Genomic DNA, 21,677 nt, shown 5'->3' on the forward strand with positions numbered 1-21,677 from the left:
CCCTCCTCGTCCGCTGTGGTGGTCAGATGTGGTGTCGTGGCATGGGTACGGGGACGCGGAGGCTGCCCCACAGGGCGTGCAGCGCGTCGGTCACGGTGCGGGCCGGGGCCCAGCCCAGCTCCCGCCGTGCCAGGCCGGTGTCCAGGGGCCGGTCGCCGGCTCCGGCGTCGCGGCGTACGGCGGCCGCCGGGCCGCGCACGACCGCCGGGGCCGGCCCGTCCGCCCCGGCGATCCGGATCAGCTCGTCCACGGTGTCGGTCAGCCGGACGAGGACGCCCGAGCCGACGTTGACGATGGGCGGCAGCCGGTCCGCGCGCGCCGCGCACAGCACGGCGTCGGCCACGTCCCGGATGTCGACCAGCTCCCGGCGTACGCCGTCGAGCGGCGGCAGCCGCACCTCGGCGGGGTACGCGGCGAGCTGCCGGGCGAACCCCCCGAGCAGGCTGTCGCCGGGCGTGAACGGGCCGAGCGCGATCGGAATCCGCAGCACGGTCGCGTCCACCCGCCCGAGCGCCGCGGCGCGGACGACGGCCCGGGTGCCGGCGAGCTTGGTCTGCGCGTACCGGCCGACGGGGCGGCCCGGCAGTGTCTCCGTCAGCTTCTTGCCGGGGTGCGTGCCGTACTCGTACGCCGAACCGATGTGTACGAGCCGCACCGGCCCCGGCAGGGCGGCGACGGCGTCGACCAGCCGCTGGACCAGGGTCACGTTGCCCTCGGTCAGCTGGTCGTCGGTGACGTTCCACAGGGCGCCCGCCGCGTTCACGACCAGGCCGGGCCGCAGGGCGGCGAGTGCGGCGGCCGGCTCCGCGGGGTCACCTCGGGTGAGGTCCAGGGCCACCGGGCGGCAGCCCTCGGGCAGGTGGTCGGTGCTGCGGGCGACGGCGGCCACGGGGCGGCCCGCGTCGCGCAGCGCGGCGCACACATTGCGGCCGACGAAGCCACTGGCGCCGAGCACCACGGCGGTCGGCCGCCGGTCCGCGGAACCCACTGGGTCCATCAACGACTCCCGGATGTCTGGTCCGTTGGGGCGACGGCCCGGCCGGGCGGTCGTCACTGCCGCCACTATCCACGCGCCCCGGGAATGCACACAGCCGCCGCGGGGCCATGCACCCAATCTCTGGGTGTTTCCCCCGATGCACGCGCGGCCCGGCCCCCCTTGCTCAGGGGACCGGGCCGCGCGGCGCGATCGGCTCAGGAGCCGTCCGGCTGGGCCGGCTGCTCCCGTATCCAGCGGTCGACGGCTTCGGCGGTGGTGTGGGCCAGGTCCTCCATCATCGTGAAGTGGTTGCCGGGCACGTCCACGACGCGGCCCGCCTCGCTCCAGCCCGTCTGCCACTTCTCCGGGGCCAGCCCCTCGCCGCCGGGCATCGGCTGCCCGGCCCGTACGAGCAGCACGGGTGAGGCGAGCGGGCCCGGCCGCCAGCCGCCGAGCAGGTTGAAGTACCAGCTCATCGCGGACAGCCGCGCGGCGTCCATCCGCGCGAAGCCGGCCTCCCGTTCGAACATGCCGCCGAGCAGCTGGTCCTCGAACTGGCCGAGCGAGTCGTCGCCCGGCACATAGGTGTCGACGAGCACGACCCCGGCCGGGGCCCGGCCCTCCCGTTCCAGCCGGGCGGCCGTCGCGTAGGCGAGGACACCACCGGACGACGAGCCGAGCAGCGCGAAGGGCGCGTCCCCGACCTGCTCGCGCACCATCCGCGCCAGCAGCCCGATCAGCGCGTCCTCGGTCGCCGGCAGCGCCTCACCCGTCGCGAATCCGGGCACCGCGAGCGCGGTGACGTCCCGTACGTCACGGAACGCCGAGGCGAACCGCGCGTACTGGTGCACACCCGCGAGCGCCACCTGCGAGCTGAAGCAGACCAGCCGGACCGGCTCGGCGCCCTTGGCCAGCCGGACCGAGGTCGGGGACTCGGCCACCTCGTCGGCGTCGGCGAACGTCGGCCGCAGCCGGGCGACGCTCTGCAGCAGCTCGAAGCCCTCGCGCAGCCTGCGCTCCTCGCAGGCCCGGCGGAACAGCCGGCCGATGGTCTCGTCGGTGTCGGAGGCGGCGACGGGCGCCGCATCCGCACCGTCCGCCGCGCCGGCCGGTGCCGTGCCGAGCAGGGTGTCCAGGTGGCCGGCCAGGTCGAGCGGCGTGGCGTGGTCGAAGGCGACGGTGGCCGGCAGCCGCAGCTCGGTCGCCGCCGCCACCGCGTTGCGCAGCTCCACCGATGTCAGGGAGTCCAGGCCGAGTTCGAGGAACGGCTGCTCGGGCTGGACGGCGTCGGCCGACGCGTGTCCGAGTACGGCGGCGGTGGCGCCGCGCACCAGGTCGAGCACCGCGTCCCGGCGGGCCGCCCCGGCCAGTTCCCGCAGCCGGGGACCGGCGGCGTGCCCGGTGCCGGACGAAGCGGCGGTGCGCCGGGCCGCCGGGCGGGCGAGGCCGCGCAGCAGCGGGGCGGTGTCCGGGCCGAGCGCCGCCGTGTCGAGCCGCATGGGCACGAACTGGGCGCCGTCGGCACGGAGCGTGGTGTCCAGGAGCGCGAGCCCGTCCCGGTCGCTCAGGGCGAGCACACCGCCCCGGGCCATGCGGCCCCGGTCCACCCCGTCGAGCCGGCCGGCCATGCCGTGCTCCCAGGCGCCCCAGGCGAGCGAGCGGCCCGGCAGCCCGTCGGCGCGCCGCTGCTCCGCCAGGGCGTCGAGGAAGGCGTTGGCGGCCGCGTAGTTGGCCTGGCCGGGGGTGCCGAAGGTGGCCGCCGACGAGGAGAACAGCACGAATTCGGCCAGCCCGGTGTCGCGGGTGAGTTCGTGCAGGTGGAGCGCGGCGTCCGCCTTGGCGCGCAGCACCGCGTCGAACCGGTCCGGTGTGAGCGAGGTGATCACCCCGTCGTCCAGGACGCCGGCCAGGTGGACGACGGCGGTCAGCGGATGGGCCGGGTCGACCGCCGCCAGGGCCCCGGCCAGGGCGTCCCGGTCGGCCGTGTCGCAGGCGGCCAGGGTCACTTCGGCGCCCAGCTCCGCGAGTTCGGCCCGCAGGGGCCCGGCGCCGGGGGCGGCCGGTCCGCTGCGGCTGAGCAGCAGCAGGTGCCGTACGCCGTGCCCGGTGACCAGGTGCCGGGCGACCAGGCCGCCGAGGGCGCCCGTGGCCCCGGTGACCAGCACGGTGCCGTCCGGGTCCCAGGCGGTGCCCGGCTCCTCGGACACGGCGACCCGGGCAAGCCTGGCCGCGCGCAACTCACCGCCCCTGATCGCCAGTTGGGGTTCTCCGGTGCGGAAGGCCGCGGGCAGGGCGAGGACCGATGCCGCCGCCTCGTCGAGGTCCACGAGGTGGAAGCGGCCGGGGTTCTCCGACTGGGCGGTCCGCACCAGGCCCCAGAGCGGCGCACACGCCAGGTCGTCCGGGCGCCCGGTGCCGTCGCCGAGCGCGCCCCGGGTGACGAAGACCAGCCTCGCCCCGGCGAACCGCTCGTCGGCGACCCAGGTCTGCACGGTCCGCAGCGCCTCGCCCGTGATGTCCCGTACGGCGCGGGCGGGGTCGGCCCCGAGGTCGGAGGCGACGGAGACCAGGACGGTCCCGGGCAGGGTCATGCCCGCCGAGGCCGCGGCCGACAGGGCCTCCAGGTCGGCGAACGACTCGGTCCACACTCCCGCCCCGGTCAGCGTGTCCATGATGCCCAGCGCGTCCGTGCCGACCAGCGCGCAGCGGCCCTGATCCGCGCCCTGCTCCGCGCCCGTCTCCGGGACCGGCTGCCAGTCGACGCGGAACAGCCCGTCGGCGGGTGACGCCTCGCGGGGGCGTCCGACGGCGTGGGGCCGCAGCGTGAGCGAGGCGATCGTGGCGACCGCCCGCCCTGCCGGGTCCACGGCGCTGAGCGCCACTTCCTCGGCGCCGGTCGCGGTGAGCCGTACGCGCAGTGCGGTGGCGCCCTGCGCGTACAGGGCGGCGCCCGCGAAGGAGAACGGCACGAGCCGGCCGGCGGCACCGGGCAGCAGGTGGGCGAGTCCGTGCAGGGCCGCGTCGAGCAGGGCGGGGTGCAGCCCGTACCGCCCGGTGTCCTGCGGGGCCGGTTCGGGCAGCGCCACCTCGGCGTACAGCTCGCCGTCGCGCCGCCAGGCCGCACGCAGCCCCTGGAAGGCGGGGCCGTAGGCGACGCCGGTCCCGTCCGGGTCCTGGTCGCCTTCGTAGAGCCCGTCGAGCGGAACCTCCAGCGCGCCGTGCGGCGGCCAGACGGAGGTGTCGAACGGCTCCCCGCCGGACGGGGCGGCAGCGGCGAGTGTCCCCGTCGCGTGCAGCGTCCAGGGCGCCTCGGCCGGTGCGTCGGCCGGCCGGGAGGAGATCCGTACGGTGTGGTTCCCGGCCGGGCCCGCGGGCCCGGTCAGGACCTGGAGCTGCCGGTCGCCCGCGTCCAGGGGGAGGGGCGCGGACAGCACCAGTTCGTCCACGAGCGCGCAGCCGGCGTGGTCGCCCGCGTGCACGGCCAGGTCGACGAGCGCGGTGCCGGGCAGCAGCACCGCCCCGGCGACGAGGTGGTCCGCGAGCCACGGGTGGGCGGCGGTGGAGAGCCGCCCGGTGCAGACGGACCCGCCGCCGGAGAGCGGGACGCAGGCGCCGAGCAGCGGGTGGTCGGCGCCGCTGAGTCCGGCGCCCGCCAGGTCGGCCGGGGCCGAGGCGTTCTCGGCCCAGTACCGCTGGTGGTGGAACGCGTACGTCGGCAGGTCGACGCGGCGCGCCCCCGTGCCCTCGTAGAACTCCGGCCGCCGCACCCCGCTTCCGTGGACGAGCAGCGGGGCGAGCGCCGCGGCGAGCGTCCCGGTCTCGGACCGGCCGCGGCGCAGGACGGCGGCGCGCACGACCGGTGCCGCCCCGGTGTCCTCGGTGTCGTCGCCCGCGAGGCACTCCCCGACGGCGGCTGTGAGAACGGGGTCCGGGCCGAGTTCGACGAAGGTGCCGGCCCCGGCCGTGTGCAGCCGGGTGACCGCGTCGTGGAAGCGCACGGTCTCGCGGACCTGCCGCACCCAGTACTCCGGTGTCCCGAAGGCGTCCGGCTCGGCGGCGAGCAGGCCGCCGGTCGGCACGACGGGGATCTCGGCCGGCCGGTAGGTGACGGACTCGGCGACCCGGCGGAACTCCTCCAGCATCGGGTCCATCCGGGCCGAGTGGAAGGCGTGGCTCACCCGCAGCTGCTTGGCCCGGCGGTCCGCGAACCGCCCGGCCACCGCGAGGACGGCTTCCTCCTCGCCCGACAGCACCACGGCCCTGGGGCCGTTGACCGCGGCGAGGTCCACGCCCTCACCCAGCAGGGGGGTGACCTCCGCCTCCGTCGCCCGCAGCGCCAGCATCGTGCCGCCCGCCGGGAGCGCCTGCATCAGCCGGGCGCGGGCCGCGACCAGCCGGCAGGCGTCCGGCAGGGACAGGACGCCCGCGACATGGGCGGCGGCCAGTTCCCCGACCGAGTGGCCGGCCAGCTCGTCGGGGACGACGCCGAAGGACTCCAGCAGCCGGTACAGGGCCACTTCGAGGGCGAACAGCGCGGGCTGCGCGTACCCCGTGCCCGACAGGGCCTCCTCGTCGGTGAACATCAACTCGCGCAGGGAAGTGCCGAGTTCGGTGTCGAGGTGGGCGCACACCGCGTCCAGGGCCTCGGTGAACGCGGGCGCGGACGCGTACAGCTCGCTGCCCATGCCGACGCGCTGGCTGCCCTGTCCGGTGAACAGCACCGCGACCCGGCGCCGCGCGGCCCGGCCGTGTGCGACGCCCGGTGCGGTGGTGCCGGCCGCGATGGCGTCCAGCCCGGCGAGCAGTCCTTCCCGGTCGGTGGCGACCGTGAGCGCCCGGTGGTCGAAGAGGGGCCGGGTGGTGGCGAGCGAGTAGGCGGCGTCGAGCGGGTCGAGCCCGGGGTGCCGTGCGAGGTGGTCGCGCAGGGCGGCGGCCTGGCCGGGCACGGCCGCCTCGGTGCGGGCCGACACCATCAGCGGCAGCACGGGCGGCGCCGGCCGGGTGGCGGGCGCCGCTCCGGCCGCCTGCCGCCCTGCCGGGGCCTCCAGGATGACGTGCGCGTTGGTGCCGCTGATGCCGAAGGAGGAGACACCGGCCCGGCGGGGGCGGTCGGTCTCGGGCCAGGAGACCGTCTCGGTGAGCAGTTCGACCTGCCCGCCCGCCCAGTCGACCTCCTCGCTCGGCCGGTCCACGTGCAGGGTCGGCGGGAGCACGCCGTGCCGCATGGCCTGCACCATCTTGATGATGCCGCCGACGCCCGCGGCGGCCTGGGCGTGCCCGATGTTCGACTTGAGGGAGCCGAGCCACAGCGGCCGGTCCTCCGGCCGGTCCTGGCCGTAGGTGGCCAGCAGTGCCTGGGCCTCGATGGGGTCGCCGAGCACGGTTCCGGTGCCGTGGCCCTCGACGGCGTCCACCTCGGCGGGCCGCAGCCCGGCCCGGTCCAGGGCCTGCCGGATGACGCGCTGCTGGGCGGGGCCGTTGGGCGCGGTCAGGCCGTTGGACGCGCCGTCCTGGTTGACGGCCGAGCCGCGGACGACCGCCAGTACGCGGTGTCCGTGGCGGCGCGCGTCGGAGAGCCGCTCCAGCATCAGCATGCCGACGCCCTCGGCCCATCCGGTGCCGTCGGCGGTGGACGAGAAGGACTTGCAGCGGCCGTCGGGGGCGAGGCCCCGCTGCCGGCTGAAGTCGATGAAGGTGCCCGGGGTCGCCATCACGGTCACCCCGCCGGCCAGCGCCGTGTCGCACTCGCCCGCGCGCAGTGCCTGTGCCGCGAGGTGCAGCGACACCAGCGAGGAGGAGCAGGCGGTGTCGACCGTCACCGCGGGTCCTTCGAGGCCCATCAGGTAGGCGACGCGGCCGGTGACGACGCTGCCGGCCGAACCGGTGCCGAGGAACCCTTCGGCGCCCTTGGGGATGGTGTGCAGCCGGGCCAGGTAGTCGTGGTACATGACGCCCGCGAAGACCCCGGTGCGCCGGCCGCGCAGGGTGGCGGGGTCGATTCCCGCGGATTCGACGGCCTCCCAGGACGTTTCCAGGAGGAGGCGCTGCTGCGGGTCCATGACCAGCGCCTCGCGCGGCGAGATCCCGAAGAACGCCGCGTCGAACTCGGCCGCCTCGTGCAGGAACCCGCCCTCGCGCACATAGCTCGCGCCCCCGGTGTCCGGGTCGGCGTCGTAGAGCCGCTCCAGGTCCCAGCCCCGGTCGTCGGGGAAGGGGGTGACGCCGTCGGAGCCGGTACGCACCAGGTCCCACAGGTCGTCGGGGCTGCGGACGCCGCCGGGGTAGCGGCAGGCCATGCCGACGATGACGATGGGGTCGTCGGCGTCCGCGCGGCCCGCGCGCCGTGCGGGCGCGGCCGGTTCGGCGGGCTCCTCCCCGAACAGCCGCTCCAGCACATGGCGGGCGACGGCCTCGGCGGTGGGGTGGTCGAAGACGAGGGTCGCGGAGAGCCGCAGCCCGGTCGCGGCGTTGAGGTGGTTGCGCAGTTCGACCGCGGTGAGCGAGTCGAAGCCCAGCTCGCGGAAGGGCAGGTCGGGCGCCACGTCGTGGGCCGAGCCGTGGCCGAGCACGGTTGCCGCCCGTTCCCGGACCAGTTCGCACAGGGCGGCGAACCGCTCCTCGGGCGGGAGCGGGGTGAGCCGGCCGGTCAGCGAGTCCGCCGTGGCCGTGCCGGCGGCGGCGGCGCGCCGGCGCGGGGCGCGGACCAGGCCTCGGAAGACCGGCGGCAGGTGTTCGGCGGACTCCCGCAGTACGGCGAGGTCGAGACGGACGGGCAGCACGGCGGCGTGCCCGGTGGCGGCCGCCAGATCGAACAGGGCGGTGCCGTCGGTGACGGACAGCGGCACCACACCGCCGCGCGCCATGCGCCGCCGGTCGGCCTCGCCGAGTTCGCCGGTCATCTCGCCCGAGCCGTCCCACAGGCCCCAGCCCAGGGAGAGCCCGGGGAGTCCTTCGGTGCGGCGGCGCTGGGCGAGCGCGTCGAGGAAGGCGTTGGCGGCCGCGTAGTTGCCCTGTCCGGGCGCGCCGAGCGCGGCGGAGACCGAGGAGAACAGGACGAACGCCGACAGCGGCGCGTCGCGCGTCAGTTCGTGCAGGTGCAGTGCGGCGTCCACCTTGGGCCGCAGCACCCGCGCCACCTGCTCCGGCGTCATGGACGTCACCGTCGCGTCCGCGAGGACACCGGCTGTGTGCACGACTCCAGTCAGCGGGTGTGCGTCGGGCACGGTGGCGAGCGCGGCGGCCAGGGCGTCCCGGTCCGCAGCGTCGCAGGCGAGGAGGCCGACTTCGGCGCCGAGGCCGGTCAGCTCGGCGACCAGCCCGGCGGCGCCCGGCGCGGCCGGCCCGCGCCGGCTGAGCAGCAGCAGGTGCCGGACGCCGTGGGCGGTGACCAGGTGCCGGGCGATCACTCCGCCGAGTTCACCGGTGGCTCCGGTGACGAGCACGGTGCCCTCGGGGTCGTACACGGGGGCCTCGGCCGTCGGCGGTGCGGCGGCCAGACGGCAGGCGAACAGCCCCCCGCCCCGGACGGCGAGCTGCGGCTCGGACGAGCCCTGAGCGAGACCGGCGGCCTCGCTCAACTCCCCGTCCCAATCCATGAGTTGGAACCGGTCCGGGTGTTCGGACTGCGCCGAGCGCACGAGCCCCCAGACGGCCGCGCCTGCCAGGTCCGACACATTCTCATCGGGCCGGACCGCCACCGCGCCTTCGCAGACGAGGACCAGGCGGGTGGAGCCGAAGCGCTCGTCGGAGAGCCAGTCCTGGAGGAGTGCGAGGGTCCGCAGGACGGCCTCGTGCGTACGGTCGGCCGTTTCGCCGCCGGCCGTCGCTCCTCCGGTCGCCCGGGTCACGACCACATCGGGCAGGGGCTGCCCGGCGTCGACCGCCGCGCGCAGGGCCGTCAGGTCGGGGTACGCGGACGGGCCGCCGTCCTCGCCGAGCAGCGCCCAGCCGGGCGCGTCGGCCCCGGAGAGCGGGTCGGGCGTCGCGATCCGCGTCCAGTCCAGCCGGAACAGGGCGTCCTTCGGGGCGCCGTCCACCGATGCTGCGGCGCCGGAGCCCTCGGAGCCTTCGGAGTCCTGCGCGTCCGTGGCCATCGGCCGCAGCGTCAGCGCGTCCACCTCGGCGACGGGCCGGCCGGTGACGTCGGCCACCTGGACGGAGACGCCGTCCGGCCCGCCCAGCGTGAGGCGCGCCCGCAGGGCACCGGCCCCCACCGCGTGCAGGGACACCCCGTTCCAGGAGAACGGCAGCTGCCCGGACCCGCTTTCGCCCCCGCCCGCCCCGTCACCCGTGACGCCGAGCGCCATCGCGTGCAGGACCGAGTCCAGGACGGCGGGGTGCAGCGGGTAGGCATCGGCGCCCGACGGCTGGGCGGGGTCGTCGAGCAGGGCCTCGACGAAGACCTCGTCGTCCCGCCGCCACGCCCGGCGCAGCCCGCGGAAGACGGGACCGTACTGAAGGCCGAGCCCGGCCAGGGCCGCGTAGAGCCCGGCCGTGTCCAGCTCCCGCGCGCCGTCCGGGGGCCACTGGCCGAGGTCGTACGCCGGTTCCTCGTCCCGGGCCGGGGCGAGCAGGCCGGTGGCGTGACGCGTCCACCGGTCGGCGGGCTCGCCGTCCTGCCGGGAGGAGACCTGTACGGAGCGGCAGCCGGTGGCGTCCAGCGCGCCGACCAGCAACTGCACGTGGACGACACCGTCCTCCGGGATCACCAGGGGCGCCGTCAGGGTCAGCTCCTCGACGCGTTCGCAGCCGACGTGCTCCCCGGCGCACAGGGCGAGATCGAGAAACCCGGTGCCGGGGAACACGATCCGCCCCGCCACCTGGTGGTCCGCCAGCCAGGGGTGCGCCTGCGCCGAGAGCCCGCCCAGGAACAGCACGTCCCCCGAGTCCGCCAGGCTGATCACGGCCTGGAGCAGCGGGTGCCCGGCCCCGACGGAACCGAGCGGAACAGGGCCCGCCATGAACCGGGCGGTCGGCCAGTAGCGCTGGTGCTGGAAGGCGTACGTGGGCAGGTCGATGGTGCGTGCGCCGGTCGGGGCGTAGAACGCCGCCCAGTCGACGTCGGCTCCGTCCGCCCAGAGCCGGGCGAGCGCGGTGACGGCGGTGGCCGGTTCGGGCTGCTTACGGTTCAGCGCCGCCACGGCGAGGGCGTCACCGTCGTACGTCTCATCGATGGCACCGGTCAGCGTGGCGTCGGGGCCGAGTTCGAGGAACCGGGTGACGCCCAGGGCCTTGAGCCGGATGACCGCGTCGGCGAAGCGGACCGTGCCTCGGACCTGGTCGGCCCAGTAGGCGGCGGTGAACTCGGCGACCGGCTCGGCGGTGAGGGTGGAGACGATCGGGATGCGCGGGATGTCGTACGTCAACTCGCCCGCCGCGTTGGTGAATTCGGCGAGCATCGGGTCCATCAGGTGCGAGTGGAAGGCGTGGCTGACCTCCAGCCAGCGGCCCTGGCGGTCGGGGAGCTGAGCGGCCACCGCTTCGACGGCCTCGCGCGTGCCGGAGACGACGACCTGGCCGGGGGCGTTCACCGCTGCTATCGAAGCACCGTCGGTCAGTAGCGGGGTGACCTCCTCGGGGGTCGCCCGTACCGCCCACATCGCACCACCCGCCGGCAACGCCTGCATCAGACCCGCACGCGCCGACACCAGCCGGCACGCATCCGCCAGGGACAGCACCCCGGCGACATGCGCGGCGGCCAGCTCACCCACCGAGTGGCCGACGAGGTAGTCCGGGCGGACCCCCCACGACTCGACCAGCCGGAACAACGCCACCTCAACGGCGAACAGCGCGGGCTGCGCCCAACCGGTGTTCTTCAACGCCTCCGCATCAGCGAACATCACCTCACGCAGGCCCTCGAAGTGCTCACACACCTCGTCCAGGACCGTGGCGAACACCGGGAAGACCTCCGCCAGCTCCCGGCCCATCCCGACCCGCTGACCACCCTGACCCGAGAAGACAAACCCCGTCAGACCGTCCCGGGCCACGACCGGCGCCAACTGCTCGCCCAGCCGCGTACGCAGCTCGTCCGTGTCTGCGCCAAGGACGACAGCCCGGTGCTCCAGCCCGGCACGGGTCGTCGCCAGCGACTGGCCGACGTCCACCACGTCCAGGCCCTCTGCCCCGGCCGCCAGCCGCCGCGCCTGCTCCGCGACACCGGCCGCCGTCTTCGCGGACACCAGCCACGGCACCACCGGCAGAACAAGCTCCGAGGCCACCGGCTCCCGCGTAAGCTCCGGCGCCTCCTCGATGATCACGTGCGCGTTCGTCCCGCTGATCCCGAAGGACGACACTCCGGCGCGACGAAGCCGTTCGGAGTGCGGCCAGGCGCGGGGCTCGGACAGCAGCTCGACCGCACCGGCCGTCCAGTCCACGTGCGAGGACGGGGTTCCGACGTGCAGGGACTGCGGCAGGGTCCCGTTCCGCATCGCCAGGATCATCTTCATGACACCCGCGACACCGGCAGCGGCCTGCGTGTGACCGATGTTGGACTTGATCGAGCCGAGCCAGAGCGGCTGACCGGCCGGTCGGTCCTGGCCGTACGTGGCGAGCAGCGCCTGCGCCTCGATCGGGTCACCCAGCTTGGTGCCCGTGCCGTGCGCCTCCACCGCGTCCACCTCGGCGGCCGTCAGGCCGGAGTTGGCCAGGGCCTGGCGGATGACGCGCTGCTGGGACGGGCCGTTCGGGGCGGTGAGGCCGTTCGACGCGCCGTCCTGGTTCACCGCGCTGCCGCGTACCACCGCCAGGATCTGGTGGCCGTTGCGCTGGGCATCGGACAGGCGCTCCAGGACCAGGACACCCACGCCCTCGCCCCAGCCCGTACCGTCCGCGTCCTCCGAGAACGCCTTGCACCGGCCATCACCGGCAAGGCCCCCCTGCTTCTCGAACTCGATGAAGGCTCCGGGCGTGGACATGATCGTCACACCACCGGCCAACGCGAGATCGCACTCACCCGACCGCAACGCCTGCGCGGCAAGGTGCATGGCCACCAGCGACGACGAGCACGCCGTATCGATCGTGACCGCCGGGCCCTCGAACCCCAGCGCGTACGAGACCCGCCCCGACAGCACACTGCCCGAGCTGCCCGTACCGCCATAGCCTTCGGCGGACTCCCCCGCCAGCGCCAACGCGGTCGGGTAGTCCTGGCCGTTCGTCCCGGCGAAGACACCGACCGGAAGTCCCTTCAGCGAGTACGGGGCGATGCCCGACCGCTCCAGCGACTCCCACACGACCTCCAGCAGCAACCGCTGCTGCGGGTCCATGGCAAGCGCCTCACGCGGCGAGATCCCGAACAGACCGGCATCGAAATCCGCCACGCCCTCGACGAACCCGCCGACGCCCTGGTGACCGTCCCAGCCCCGGTCCGGGGGGAACGCCTCCAGCGCGTCGGTGCCGTCCGCCACCAGCCGCCAGAGCTCCTCCGGCGAGTTCACCCCGCCCGGGAAGCGGCAGCCCATACCGACCACGACCACGGGTTCGGTACCGGCGGATTCCACGCTGTGAAGGCGCTGCTTGGTCTCGTGAAGCTCAAGCGTGACCTTCTTCAAGTACCCGAGAAGCTTGTCCTCGTTACTCATCAAGCTCACCGCTTCCCGATCTCATGATCGATAAGAGCAAAAATGTCGTCGGATGTAGCGGCTTCGATCTTCGCCGAGATGTCCACGGCACTCGTATCGGTTGGCGCACCGTCCAGTCGTTTCATCAGTTGTTGCAGGCGCGTCGCGATCCTCAGCCGTGCGTACTCGGGGGCGGGCAGAGCGAGCAGGGCGGCCTCGATCCGGTCCAGTTCGGCTGCTACGTCCCGGACCTCGTCGCCCGACTCCCCACCCAGCTCGCCGAGCAGGAACTCGGTCAGGGCCAGGGTGGTCGGGTGGTCGAAGGCCAGCGTCGAGGGGAGCTTGAGACCGGTCTCGGCGGTGAGCGCGTTGCGCAGTTCGACAGCGGTCAGGGAGTCGAAGCCCAGGTCGCGGAAGGCCTTCGACACCTCCACGGCCGCCGGGTCGGCGAACCCGAGCACGGCCGCCACCTGCCCGCGCACCACATCCATCACCAGCGAACGCCGTGCCACGTCCGACAGCCCGGCCAGCCGCTCGCCCAGTCCCCCGGCTTCAACGGCCGGGCGTTCCGCCCTACGCGGCGCGACCTCGTCCCAGAGACGGTTCGCGCGCAGGGCCGTCACGGACGATACGAACCGTTCCCAGTCCATGTCGGCCACGGCGAAGCAGCCTTCCGCCGAGCCCAGGATGTCGAGTGCGGTGTCGGGGTCGAGCGGTCGTACGCCGCCACGGTCCATCCGGGCCAGGACGGTGGCGTCGTCCGCCATCCCGCCTTCCGCCCACGGCCCCCACCCGATCGAGGAACCGGCAAGACCCTGCGCACGCCGGTACTCCACCAGCCCGTCCAGCGCCGCATTCGCCGCCGCGTACGCACCCTGCCCCGCACCGCCCCACACACCAGCAGCCGACGAGAACAACACGAACGCGTCCAGCTCACGACCCAACGACGCGTGATGGAGATTCCAGGCTCCTGCTGCCTTGGCGTCCCAGACCCCGGCCACCCGCTCCGGAGTCAGACCGTCAACGACACCGTCGTCCAGGACCCCGGCCGTGTGTACGACCGCCGAGACGTCAAAGCGTGCGAAGAGCGCCTCCACTTCGGAGCGTACGGCCACATCACAGGCCACTACATCGGCTGCGGCGCCCAGGGCACGAAGCTCGGTCAGCAGCTCTTGCGCGCCTTCGGCTTCCGGGCCGCGCCGGCTGATCAGGACGACATGCTCGGCGCCCCGCTCCGCCACCCAACGCGCCACCCGAGCACCCAGCGCACCCGTACCACCCGACACCAGCACCGTTCCGGCGGGCGACCACGCCGCGTCCCCGGACCGCGCAGACACCAGACGACGACCGAGCACCGCCCCGCCGCGCACCGCAACCTCGTCCTCATCCCCACAACCACCGGCCACCACCTCAACGAGCCGGCCAACGGCCTCCCGGGACGTCTTGTCCGGGACATCGACCAACCCGCCCCAACGCCCCGGCTCCTCCAACGCGACAACCCGGCCCAGACCCCACACACCAGCCCGCACCGGACGCGTAACCACATCACCAGGCCCCGCCGACACCGCACCCGACGTCACCCACCACACCGGGCAAGCAACCCCCGCGTCACCCAACGCCTGGACAAGGACAGCCGACGCGGCAACACCACCCGACCCCGACTCCTCCTGACCCAGGAACGACACCACACGCGCGTGATCGGCGAACAGCTCAAGCCGAGCCGCCAGCGCCGAACGGTCCAGATCGCCGGACTCCAGCCGCAACCGGGTGACCTGCCCACCCCGCCCTGTCAGCTCCTCCGCAAGCGCATCCGCCCACGACGCATCCTCAGCACCAGCCGGCTCAACAATCAGCCAGCCACCACCCGACACATCAACAACCGCAGACCGCAACGGAGCCCAGGACACCTCATAACGCAGCCGGTCACTCGCCTCACGCTCCCGACGACGACGCTGCCACGCCGAAAACGCCGGCAACGTCTCCCGCAACGGCGCCCCCACATCAACACCGAACTCCGCCGCGAACAACTCACCGTCACCACGCTCCACCGCATCCCAGAACACGGCATCAGCAGCCGAAGCCACCACAGACTCCCGCCGCACACCCGGCCAGTAGCGTTCCCGCTGGAAGGCGTACGTGGGCAGGTCGACGGTGCGGGCGCCGGTCGGGGCGTAGAACGCCGCCCAGTCGACATCCGCCCCGTCCGCCCAGAGCCGGGCGAGCGCGGTGACGGCGGTGGCCGGTTCGGACTGCTTACGATTCAGCGCCGCGACGGCGAACGCGTCCTCGTCGCTCTCACCGATCGCACCCACAAGGCTCGCGTCGGGGCCCAGCTCCAGGAACCGGGTGACGCCGAGCGCCTTGAGCCGGGTGACCGCGTCGGCGAAGCGGACCGTGCCTCGGACCTGGTCGGCCCAGTACGAAGCGGTGAACTCCCCAGTCAGCTCACCCGTCAGCGTCGACACGATCGGAATGTCCGGGGTGTCGTACGTCAACTCACCGGCGGCGTTGGTGAATTCGGCGAGCATCGGGTCCATCAGGTGCGAGTGGAACGCGTGACTGACCTCCAGCCAACGCCCCTGCCGGTCGCCGAGCTGAGCCGCCACCGCCTCGACCGCCTCGCGCGTACCCGACACGACGACCTGTCCCGGAGCGTTCACGGCCGCGACCGAGGCACCCTCCACCAGCAGCGGGGTGACCTCCTCGGGGGTCGCCCGTACGGCCCACATCGCGCCGCCCGTCGGCAGCGCCTGCATCAAACCGGCGCGCGCGGCCACCAGCCGGCACGCATCTGCCAGGGACAGCACCCCCGCCACATGCACGGCGGCCAGCTCACCCACCGAGTGACCGACGAGGTAGTCCGGGCGCACCCCCCACGACTCCACCAGCCGGAACAACGCCACCTCGACCGCAAACAACGCCGGCTGCGCCCAACCGGTGTTCTTCAGGGAATCCGCATCAGCGAACATCACCTCACGCAGCCCGTCGAAGTGCTCACACACCTCGTCCAGGACCGTGGCGAACACCGGGAAGACCCCTGCCAGCTCCTGGCCCATGCCGACCCGCTGACCGCCCTGACCCGAGAAAACAAACCCGGTCAGGCCATCACGGGCCACGACCGGCGCCAACTGCTCGCCCAGCTCCCCCGTACCGGTACCGATGACAACAGCCCGGTGCTCCAGGGCGGCCCGGGCCGTCGCCAGCGACAGGCCGACATCGGCCGCGTCCAGACCCTCCACCCCGGCCGTCAGCCGCCGCACCTGCTCCGCGACACCGGCCGCCGTCTTGGACGACACCAGCCACGGCACCACGGGCAGCGCGAAGTCCGGGGCCACCGGCTCCCGCGTAAGCTCCGGCGCCTCCTCGATGATCACGTGCGCGTTCGTCCCACTCACGCCGAACGCGGACACACCCGCCCGCCTCGGCCGGTCACCGGGCACCCACTCCCGAGCCCGGTCCAGCAGCTCGACCGCGCCCTCCGACCAGTCCACGTGGGACGACGGAGCCCCCACGTGCAAGGACTCCGGCAGGGTCCCGTTCCGCATCGCCAGAATCATCTTCATGACACCCGCGACACCAGCAGCAGCCTGCGTGTGACCAATGTTCGACTTGATCGAACCGAGCCACAGCGGCTGGTCCGCAGGCCGGTCCTGGCCGTACGTGGCCAACAGCGCCTGCGCCTCGATCGGGTCACCCAGCTTCGTACCCGTGCCGTGCGCCTCCACCGCATCCACCTCAGCGGCCGACAGACCAGCAGTCGCCAACGCCTGCCGAATCACCCGCTGCTGCGAAGGACCATTCGGCGCCGTCAGACCATTCGACGCACCATCCTGATTCACCGCACTACCCCGCACCACCGCCAGCACCTGGTGGCCCTTGCTGCGGGCATCCGACAGGCGCTCCAGAACCAGAACGCCTACGCCCTCACCCCACCCCGTACCGTCCGCATCCTCCGAGAACGCCTTGCACCGGCCATCCCCAGCCAGGCCACCCTGCTTCTCGAACTCGATGAAGGCACCCGGCGTCGACATCACTGTCACGCCACCGGCCAGCGCAAGATCGCACTCACCCAACCGGAGCGCCTGCGCGGCCAAATGGAGCGCGACCAGCGACGACGAGCACGCGGTATCCACCGTCACCGCCGGGCCTTCGAGGCCCAGCGCGTAGGAGACCCGTCCCGACAACACGCTGCCCGAATTCCCCGTACCGCCGTATCCGTCGCCCGACTCACCGGCCAGGGCCAGCAGCGCCGGGTAGTCCTGGCCGTTCGTCCCGGCGAAGACGCCGACCGGGAGCCCCTTCAGCGAGTACGGGGCGATGCCCGACCGCTCCAGCGACTCCCACACGACCTCCAGCAGCAACCGCTGCTGCGGGTCCATGGCAAGCGCCTCACGCGGCGAGATCCCGAACAGACCGGCGTCGAAGTCCGTCGCACCGGCAACGAACCCGCCGACGGGCGCGAAGCCCTGGCCGGCCGCACCGCCCTCCAGCTCCCAGCCACGGTCGGCGGGGAAGCCGCCCAGCGCGTCGGTGCCCTCCACGAGCAGCCGCCACAGCTCCTCCGGGGAGTTCGCACCACCGGGGAAGCGGCAGCCCATACCCACCACGACCACCGGATCATCGCCCACGGCCTGGCGCACCGGCACCACACCCGGTGCCGCCGGCTCCTCGTCCGATCCGAACAGTTTGGTCACCACGAACGTGGTCAGCGCCTCGACCGACGGGTAGTCGAAGACAACCGTGGACGCCAGGGTGAGACCGGTCTCGGCGGTGAGCGCGTTGCGCAGTTCGACGGCGGTCAGGGAGTCGAAGCCCAGGTCGCGGAAGGCCTTCGACACCTCAACGGCCGCCGGGTCGGCGAACCCGAGCACGGCCGCCACCTGCCCGCGCACCACATCCATCACCAGCGAACGCCGGGCGACCCCCGACACCCCGGCCAGCCGCTCCCGCAGCCCCCCGCCGCCGACTGCCGGGCGTTCCGCCCGACGCGGCGCGACCTCGTCCCACAGAGGGTTCGGCCGCAGCGCGGTCATCCCGGGGACGAAGCGCTCCCAGTCCACATCCGCGACCGTCACACAACCCGACGCCGAGCCGAGGACGCGGAGTGCGGACTCGGGCGCGAGCGGGGTCAGCCCGCCGCGTTCGGCTCGGGCCAGGACGGTGGCGTCGTCCGCCATCCCGCCCTCGGCCCACGGCCCCCACCCGATCGAGGAACCGGCAAGACCCTGCGCACGTCGGTACTCCACCAGCCCGTCCAGCGCCGCATTCGCCGCCGCGTACGCACCCTGCCCCGCACCACCCCACACACCAGCAGCCGACGAGAACAACACGAACGCGTCCAGCTCACGACCCAACGACGCGTGATGGAGATTCCAGGCCCCTGTCGCCTTGGCGTCCCAGACCCCAGCCACCCGCTCCGGAGTCAGACCGTCAACCACACCGTCGTCCAGAACCCCGGCCGTATGCACCACAGCCGAGACGTCGAACCGCTCGAAGAGGCCCTCCACCTCCGCCCGCACGGCCACATCACAGGCCACCACGTCGACCTCGGCACCCAGGGCCTGAAGTCCCTCCCGCAGCTCCTGCGCGCCCTCCGCCTCCGGGCCGCGCCGGCTCACGAGCACGACGCGCTCGGCACCGCGCTCCACCGCCCAACGCGCCACCCGGGCGCCCAACGCACCCGTACCACCCGTGACCAGCACCGTTCCGGCGGGCGACCACGCCGCGTCGCCGGACCGCGCGGGCGCCAGACGACGACCGAGCACCGCCCCGGCCCGCACCGCGACCTCGTCCTCATCCCCACAACCACCGGCCAGCACCTCAAGCAACCGGCCGACAGCGCCCTGCGCCACCTGATCCGGAACGTCAACGAGACCACCCCAACGCCCCGGCTCCTCCAACGCGACAACCCGGCCCAGACCCCACACACCAGCCCGCACCGGACGCGTAACCACATCACCAGGACCCACCGACACCGCACCCGACGTCACCCACCACACCGGGCAAGCAACCCCCGCGTCACCCAACGCCTGCACGAGGACAGCCGACGCGGCAACGCCACCCGACCCCGACTCCTCCTGGCCCAGGAACGACACCACACGCGCGTAATCCGCGGACTCCCCGAGCCGAGCCGCCAGCGCCGAACGGTCCAGATCCGCCGCGCCCAACTCCAGCCGGGCGACCTGCCCACCCCGCCCCGCCAGCTCCTCAGCAAGCGCATCCGCCCACGACGCCTCCTCAGCACCAGCCGGCTCAACAATCAACCAGTCGCCCGACACATCGGCACCGGCGGCGCCGACAGCCCCCAACGGGGTCCAGGACACCTCATAGGTCAGGCCGTCCCCGGGTTCCCGTTCCTGCCGCTGGGGCTTGGCCCCTTCGGGGTTCTGCATCCAGTAGCGGTCCCGGGCGAAGGGGTACGTCGGCAGGTCGGTGCGCTGTGCGTCCGTGGCGGCGTAGAAGTGGTGCCAGTCGACCGGGTGGCCGTCGGCCCACAGCTGGGCCAGGGCGCGCACCGGCGTATCGGACTCGGGCCGCTTCCGGTTCAGCGCCGCCACGGTGAGGGCGTCGCCCTCGCACGTCTCATCGATGGCACCGGTCAGCGTGGCGTCCGGGCCCAGCTCCAGGAACCGGGTGACGCCCAGGGACTTCAGGTGGGTGATGGCGTCGGCGAAGCGGACCGTGCCCCGGACCTGATCCGTCCAGTACGAGGCGGTGAACCCGGTGACCGGCTCACCCGTCAGCGTGGAGACGATCGGGATGTGCGGGGCGTCGTACGTCAGCTTGCCCGCAGCGGCCGCGAATTCGGCGAGCATCGGGTCCATCAGCGCCGAGTGGAACGCGTGGCTGACCTCCAGCCAGCGCCCCTGGCGGTCGGCGAGCTGAGCGGCCACCGCCTCGACGGCCTCGCGCGTACCGGAGACGACGACCTGACCGGGGGCGTTCACCGCCGCCACCGAGGCACCCTCCACCAACAGCGGAGTCACCTCGTCCGGCGTCGCCCGTACCGCCCACATCGCCCCGCCCGCCGGCAGCGCCCGCATCAAACCCGCACGCGCCGACACCAGCCCGCACGCATCCGCCAGCGAGAAGACCCCCGCCACATGCGCGGCAGCCAGCTCACCCACCGAGTGACCGACCAGATAATCCGGCCGCACCCCCCACGACTCCACCAGCCGGAACAACGCCACCTCGACCGCGAACAACGCCGGCTGCGCCCAACCCGTGTTCTTCAACGCCTCCGCATCACCGAACATCACCTCACGCAGGCCCTCGAAATGCCCACACACCTCATCCAGCGCCGCCGCGAACACCGGGAACGCCTCCGCCAGCTCCCGGCCCATCCCGACCCGCTGACCACCCTGACCCGAGAACACGAACGCCAGCCGCCTCCGGCCGCGTCCGCCCCGGCCCGCGGCCGTGCCCCGGACCACGCGGCCGGCGGTCGCGTTGCCGGTGGCGAGGGCGGTCAGGTCGGCGAGGGCCGATTCCGCGTCGGGGGCCAGGACCACGGCCCGGTGTTCGAACGCGGCGCGGCCCGTGGCCAGGGTGTGGCCGACGTCCTGGAGGCGGGTGTGCGGGTGGGCGGTCAGGGAGGTGCGGAGGCGGGCCGCGAGTTCGGGGAGGGCTTCCGGCTGACGGGTGGACAGCGGCCAGGGCAGGACCGGCGGGGTCACTGTGTCCGTGCCTGCGCCTGTGCCTGTGCCCGTGTCCGTGCCCGTGTCGGCGTCCGTGCCGGCCCGTTCCCGCTCCGCCGGGGCGGGGGCCTCCTCCAGGATGACGTGGGCGTTCGTACCGCTGATGCCGAAGGACGAGATGCCCGCCCTGCGCGGGCGTTCGCCGCGCGGCCAGTTCCTGGCCTCCGTCAGGAGTTCGACCCCGCCCTCCGACCAGTCCACGTGGGTCGAGGGCTTCTCCGCGTACAGGGTCTTCGGGAGCGTCTCGTTCCGCATCGCGAGGACCATCTTCATGACACCCGCGACACCGGCAGCGGCCTGCGTGTGCCCGATGTTCGACTTCACCGAGCCCAGCCACAACGGCTGGTCCGCAGGACGCTTCTGCCCGTACGTGGCAAGGAGTGCCTGCGCCTCGATCGGGTCGCCCAGCTTGGTGCCCGTGCCGTGCGCCTCCACCGCGTCCACGTCCGTCGGCGCGAGGTGGGCGTTGTCCAGCGCCGACCGGATGACCTGCTGCTGCGAGGGACCGTTCGGGACGGTGAGGCCGTTGGACGCGCCGTCCTGGTTGACGGCTGTGCCGCGCACCACCGCCAGGACGCGGTGTCCGTCGCGGACGGCGTCGGACAGGCGGCCCAGGACCAGCAGGCCGGCGCCCTCGGACCAGCCGGTGCCGTCGGCGTCGTCGGAGAACGCCTTGCAGCGGCTGTCGGCCGACAGGCCCTGCTGGCGGCTGAACTCCAGGAACATGCCGGGCGTCGACATCACGGTGACGCCCCCGACGAGGGCGAGGGAGCATTCGCCGGAGCGCAGCGACTGGACGGCCATGTGGAGCGCGACCAGGGAGGAGGAGCAGGCCGTGTCGACGGTGACGGCGGGGCCCTTGAGGCCGAGGGTGTAGGCGATGCGGCCGGAGGCGACGGCCATGGAGTTGCCGGTGAGGAGGTAGCCCTCGACGCCCTGCGGGAGTTCGGTCAGGTGTGATCCGTAGCCGGTGGAGGCCGCGCCGACGAAGACGCCGGTGTCGCTGTTCTTCAGGCCGGTGGGGTCGATGCCGGCGTGTTCGAAGGCCTCCCAGGAGGTCTGGAGCAGCATCCGCTGCTGCGGGTCCATCGCGAGGGCTTCGCGCGGACTGAGGCCGAAGAAGGCGGGGTCGAACTCGGTGGCGTCGTAGGTGAAGCCGCCTTCGCGGGCGTGGCTGGTGCCCGGCAGGCTGGAGTCGGGTCCGAAGAGCCGTTCCAGGTCCCAGTCCCGGTCGACGGGGAAGGTGGACATGCCGTCGCCCGCCCGGTCGAGGAGCTGCCACAGCTCCTGCGGGGAGCGGACGCCGCCGGGCAGCCGGCAGCCCATGCCGATGATGGCGATCGGTTCGGTGCTCGCCGCCTCGATCTCCCGCAGTCTGCGGTGTGCCTGGCGGAGGTCGCCGGTGACCTTCTTGAGGTAGCCGAGCAGTTTCTCCTGCTCGCCGTCGGC

General features: G+C 73.7%; 3 protein-coding genes and 5 pseudogenes. All 8 read right to left on the reverse strand.

Features of this window, described 5'->3' with window-relative positions; translation table 11 throughout:
* Window positions 1-22: 22 nt before the first annotated feature.
* The gene (locus P8A18_RS33650) at window positions 23-997 is read right to left on the reverse strand and encodes an NAD-dependent epimerase/dehydratase family protein (RefSeq protein ID WP_306061529.1); all 975 of its coding nucleotides are present in this window, start codon (window positions 995-997) and stop codon (window positions 23-25) included.
* A gap of 194 nt (window positions 998-1,191) precedes the next feature.
* Complete coding sequence (locus P8A18_RS34475) at window positions 1,192-1,917, reverse strand: thioesterase domain-containing protein (protein WP_445978210.1); 726 nt, start codon at window positions 1,915-1,917, stop codon at window positions 1,192-1,194.
* A 204-nt stretch (window positions 1,918-2,121) separates the two neighbouring features.
* Window positions 2,122-2,604, reverse strand: a pseudogene (locus P8A18_RS34480) (acyl carrier protein); the annotation flags it as partial.
* An 18-nt stretch (window positions 2,605-2,622) separates the two neighbouring features.
* Window positions 2,623-3,183: pseudogene (locus P8A18_RS34485) on the reverse strand (beta-ketoacyl reductase); the annotation flags it as partial.
* A gap of 24 nt (window positions 3,184-3,207) precedes the next feature.
* Window positions 3,208-3,813: pseudogene (locus tag P8A18_RS34490) on the reverse strand (SpnB-like Rossmann fold domain-containing protein); the annotation flags it as partial.
* Window positions 3,796-12,510, reverse strand: a pseudogene (locus tag P8A18_RS33655) (type I polyketide synthase); the annotation flags it as partial. The pseudogenes P8A18_RS33655 and P8A18_RS34490, both read right to left, overlap by 18 nt.
* A 47-nt stretch (window positions 12,511-12,557) precedes the next feature.
* Window positions 12,558-18,923: a type I polyketide synthase gene (locus P8A18_RS33660; RefSeq protein WP_511101562.1), complete on the reverse strand. Its 6,366-nt coding sequence runs from the start codon at window positions 18,921-18,923 to the stop codon at window positions 12,558-12,560.
* 159 nt (window positions 18,924-19,082) lie between these two features.
* A pseudogene (locus P8A18_RS34495) lies at window positions 19,083-21,656 on the reverse strand (type I polyketide synthase); the annotation flags it as partial.
* Window positions 21,657-21,677: the final 21 nt, after the last annotated feature.

Origin of the sequence: Streptomyces sp. Mut1, from assembly GCF_030719295.1 — a bacterium.
In the GTDB taxonomy this organism is placed as follows: domain Bacteria; phylum Actinomycetota; class Actinomycetes; order Streptomycetales; family Streptomycetaceae; genus Streptomyces; species Streptomyces castrisilvae.

Bases quoted from the DNA above. Each gene is read 5' to 3' on its own strand.
- P8A18_RS33650 (WP_306061529.1), bottom strand. From the start codon at position 997: ATGGACCCAGTGGGTTCCGCGGACCGGCGGCCGACCGCCGTGGTGCTC.
- P8A18_RS33660 (WP_511101562.1), bottom strand. From the start codon at position 18,923: ATGCAGAACCCCGAAGGGGCCAAGCCCCAGCGGCAGGAACGGGAACCC.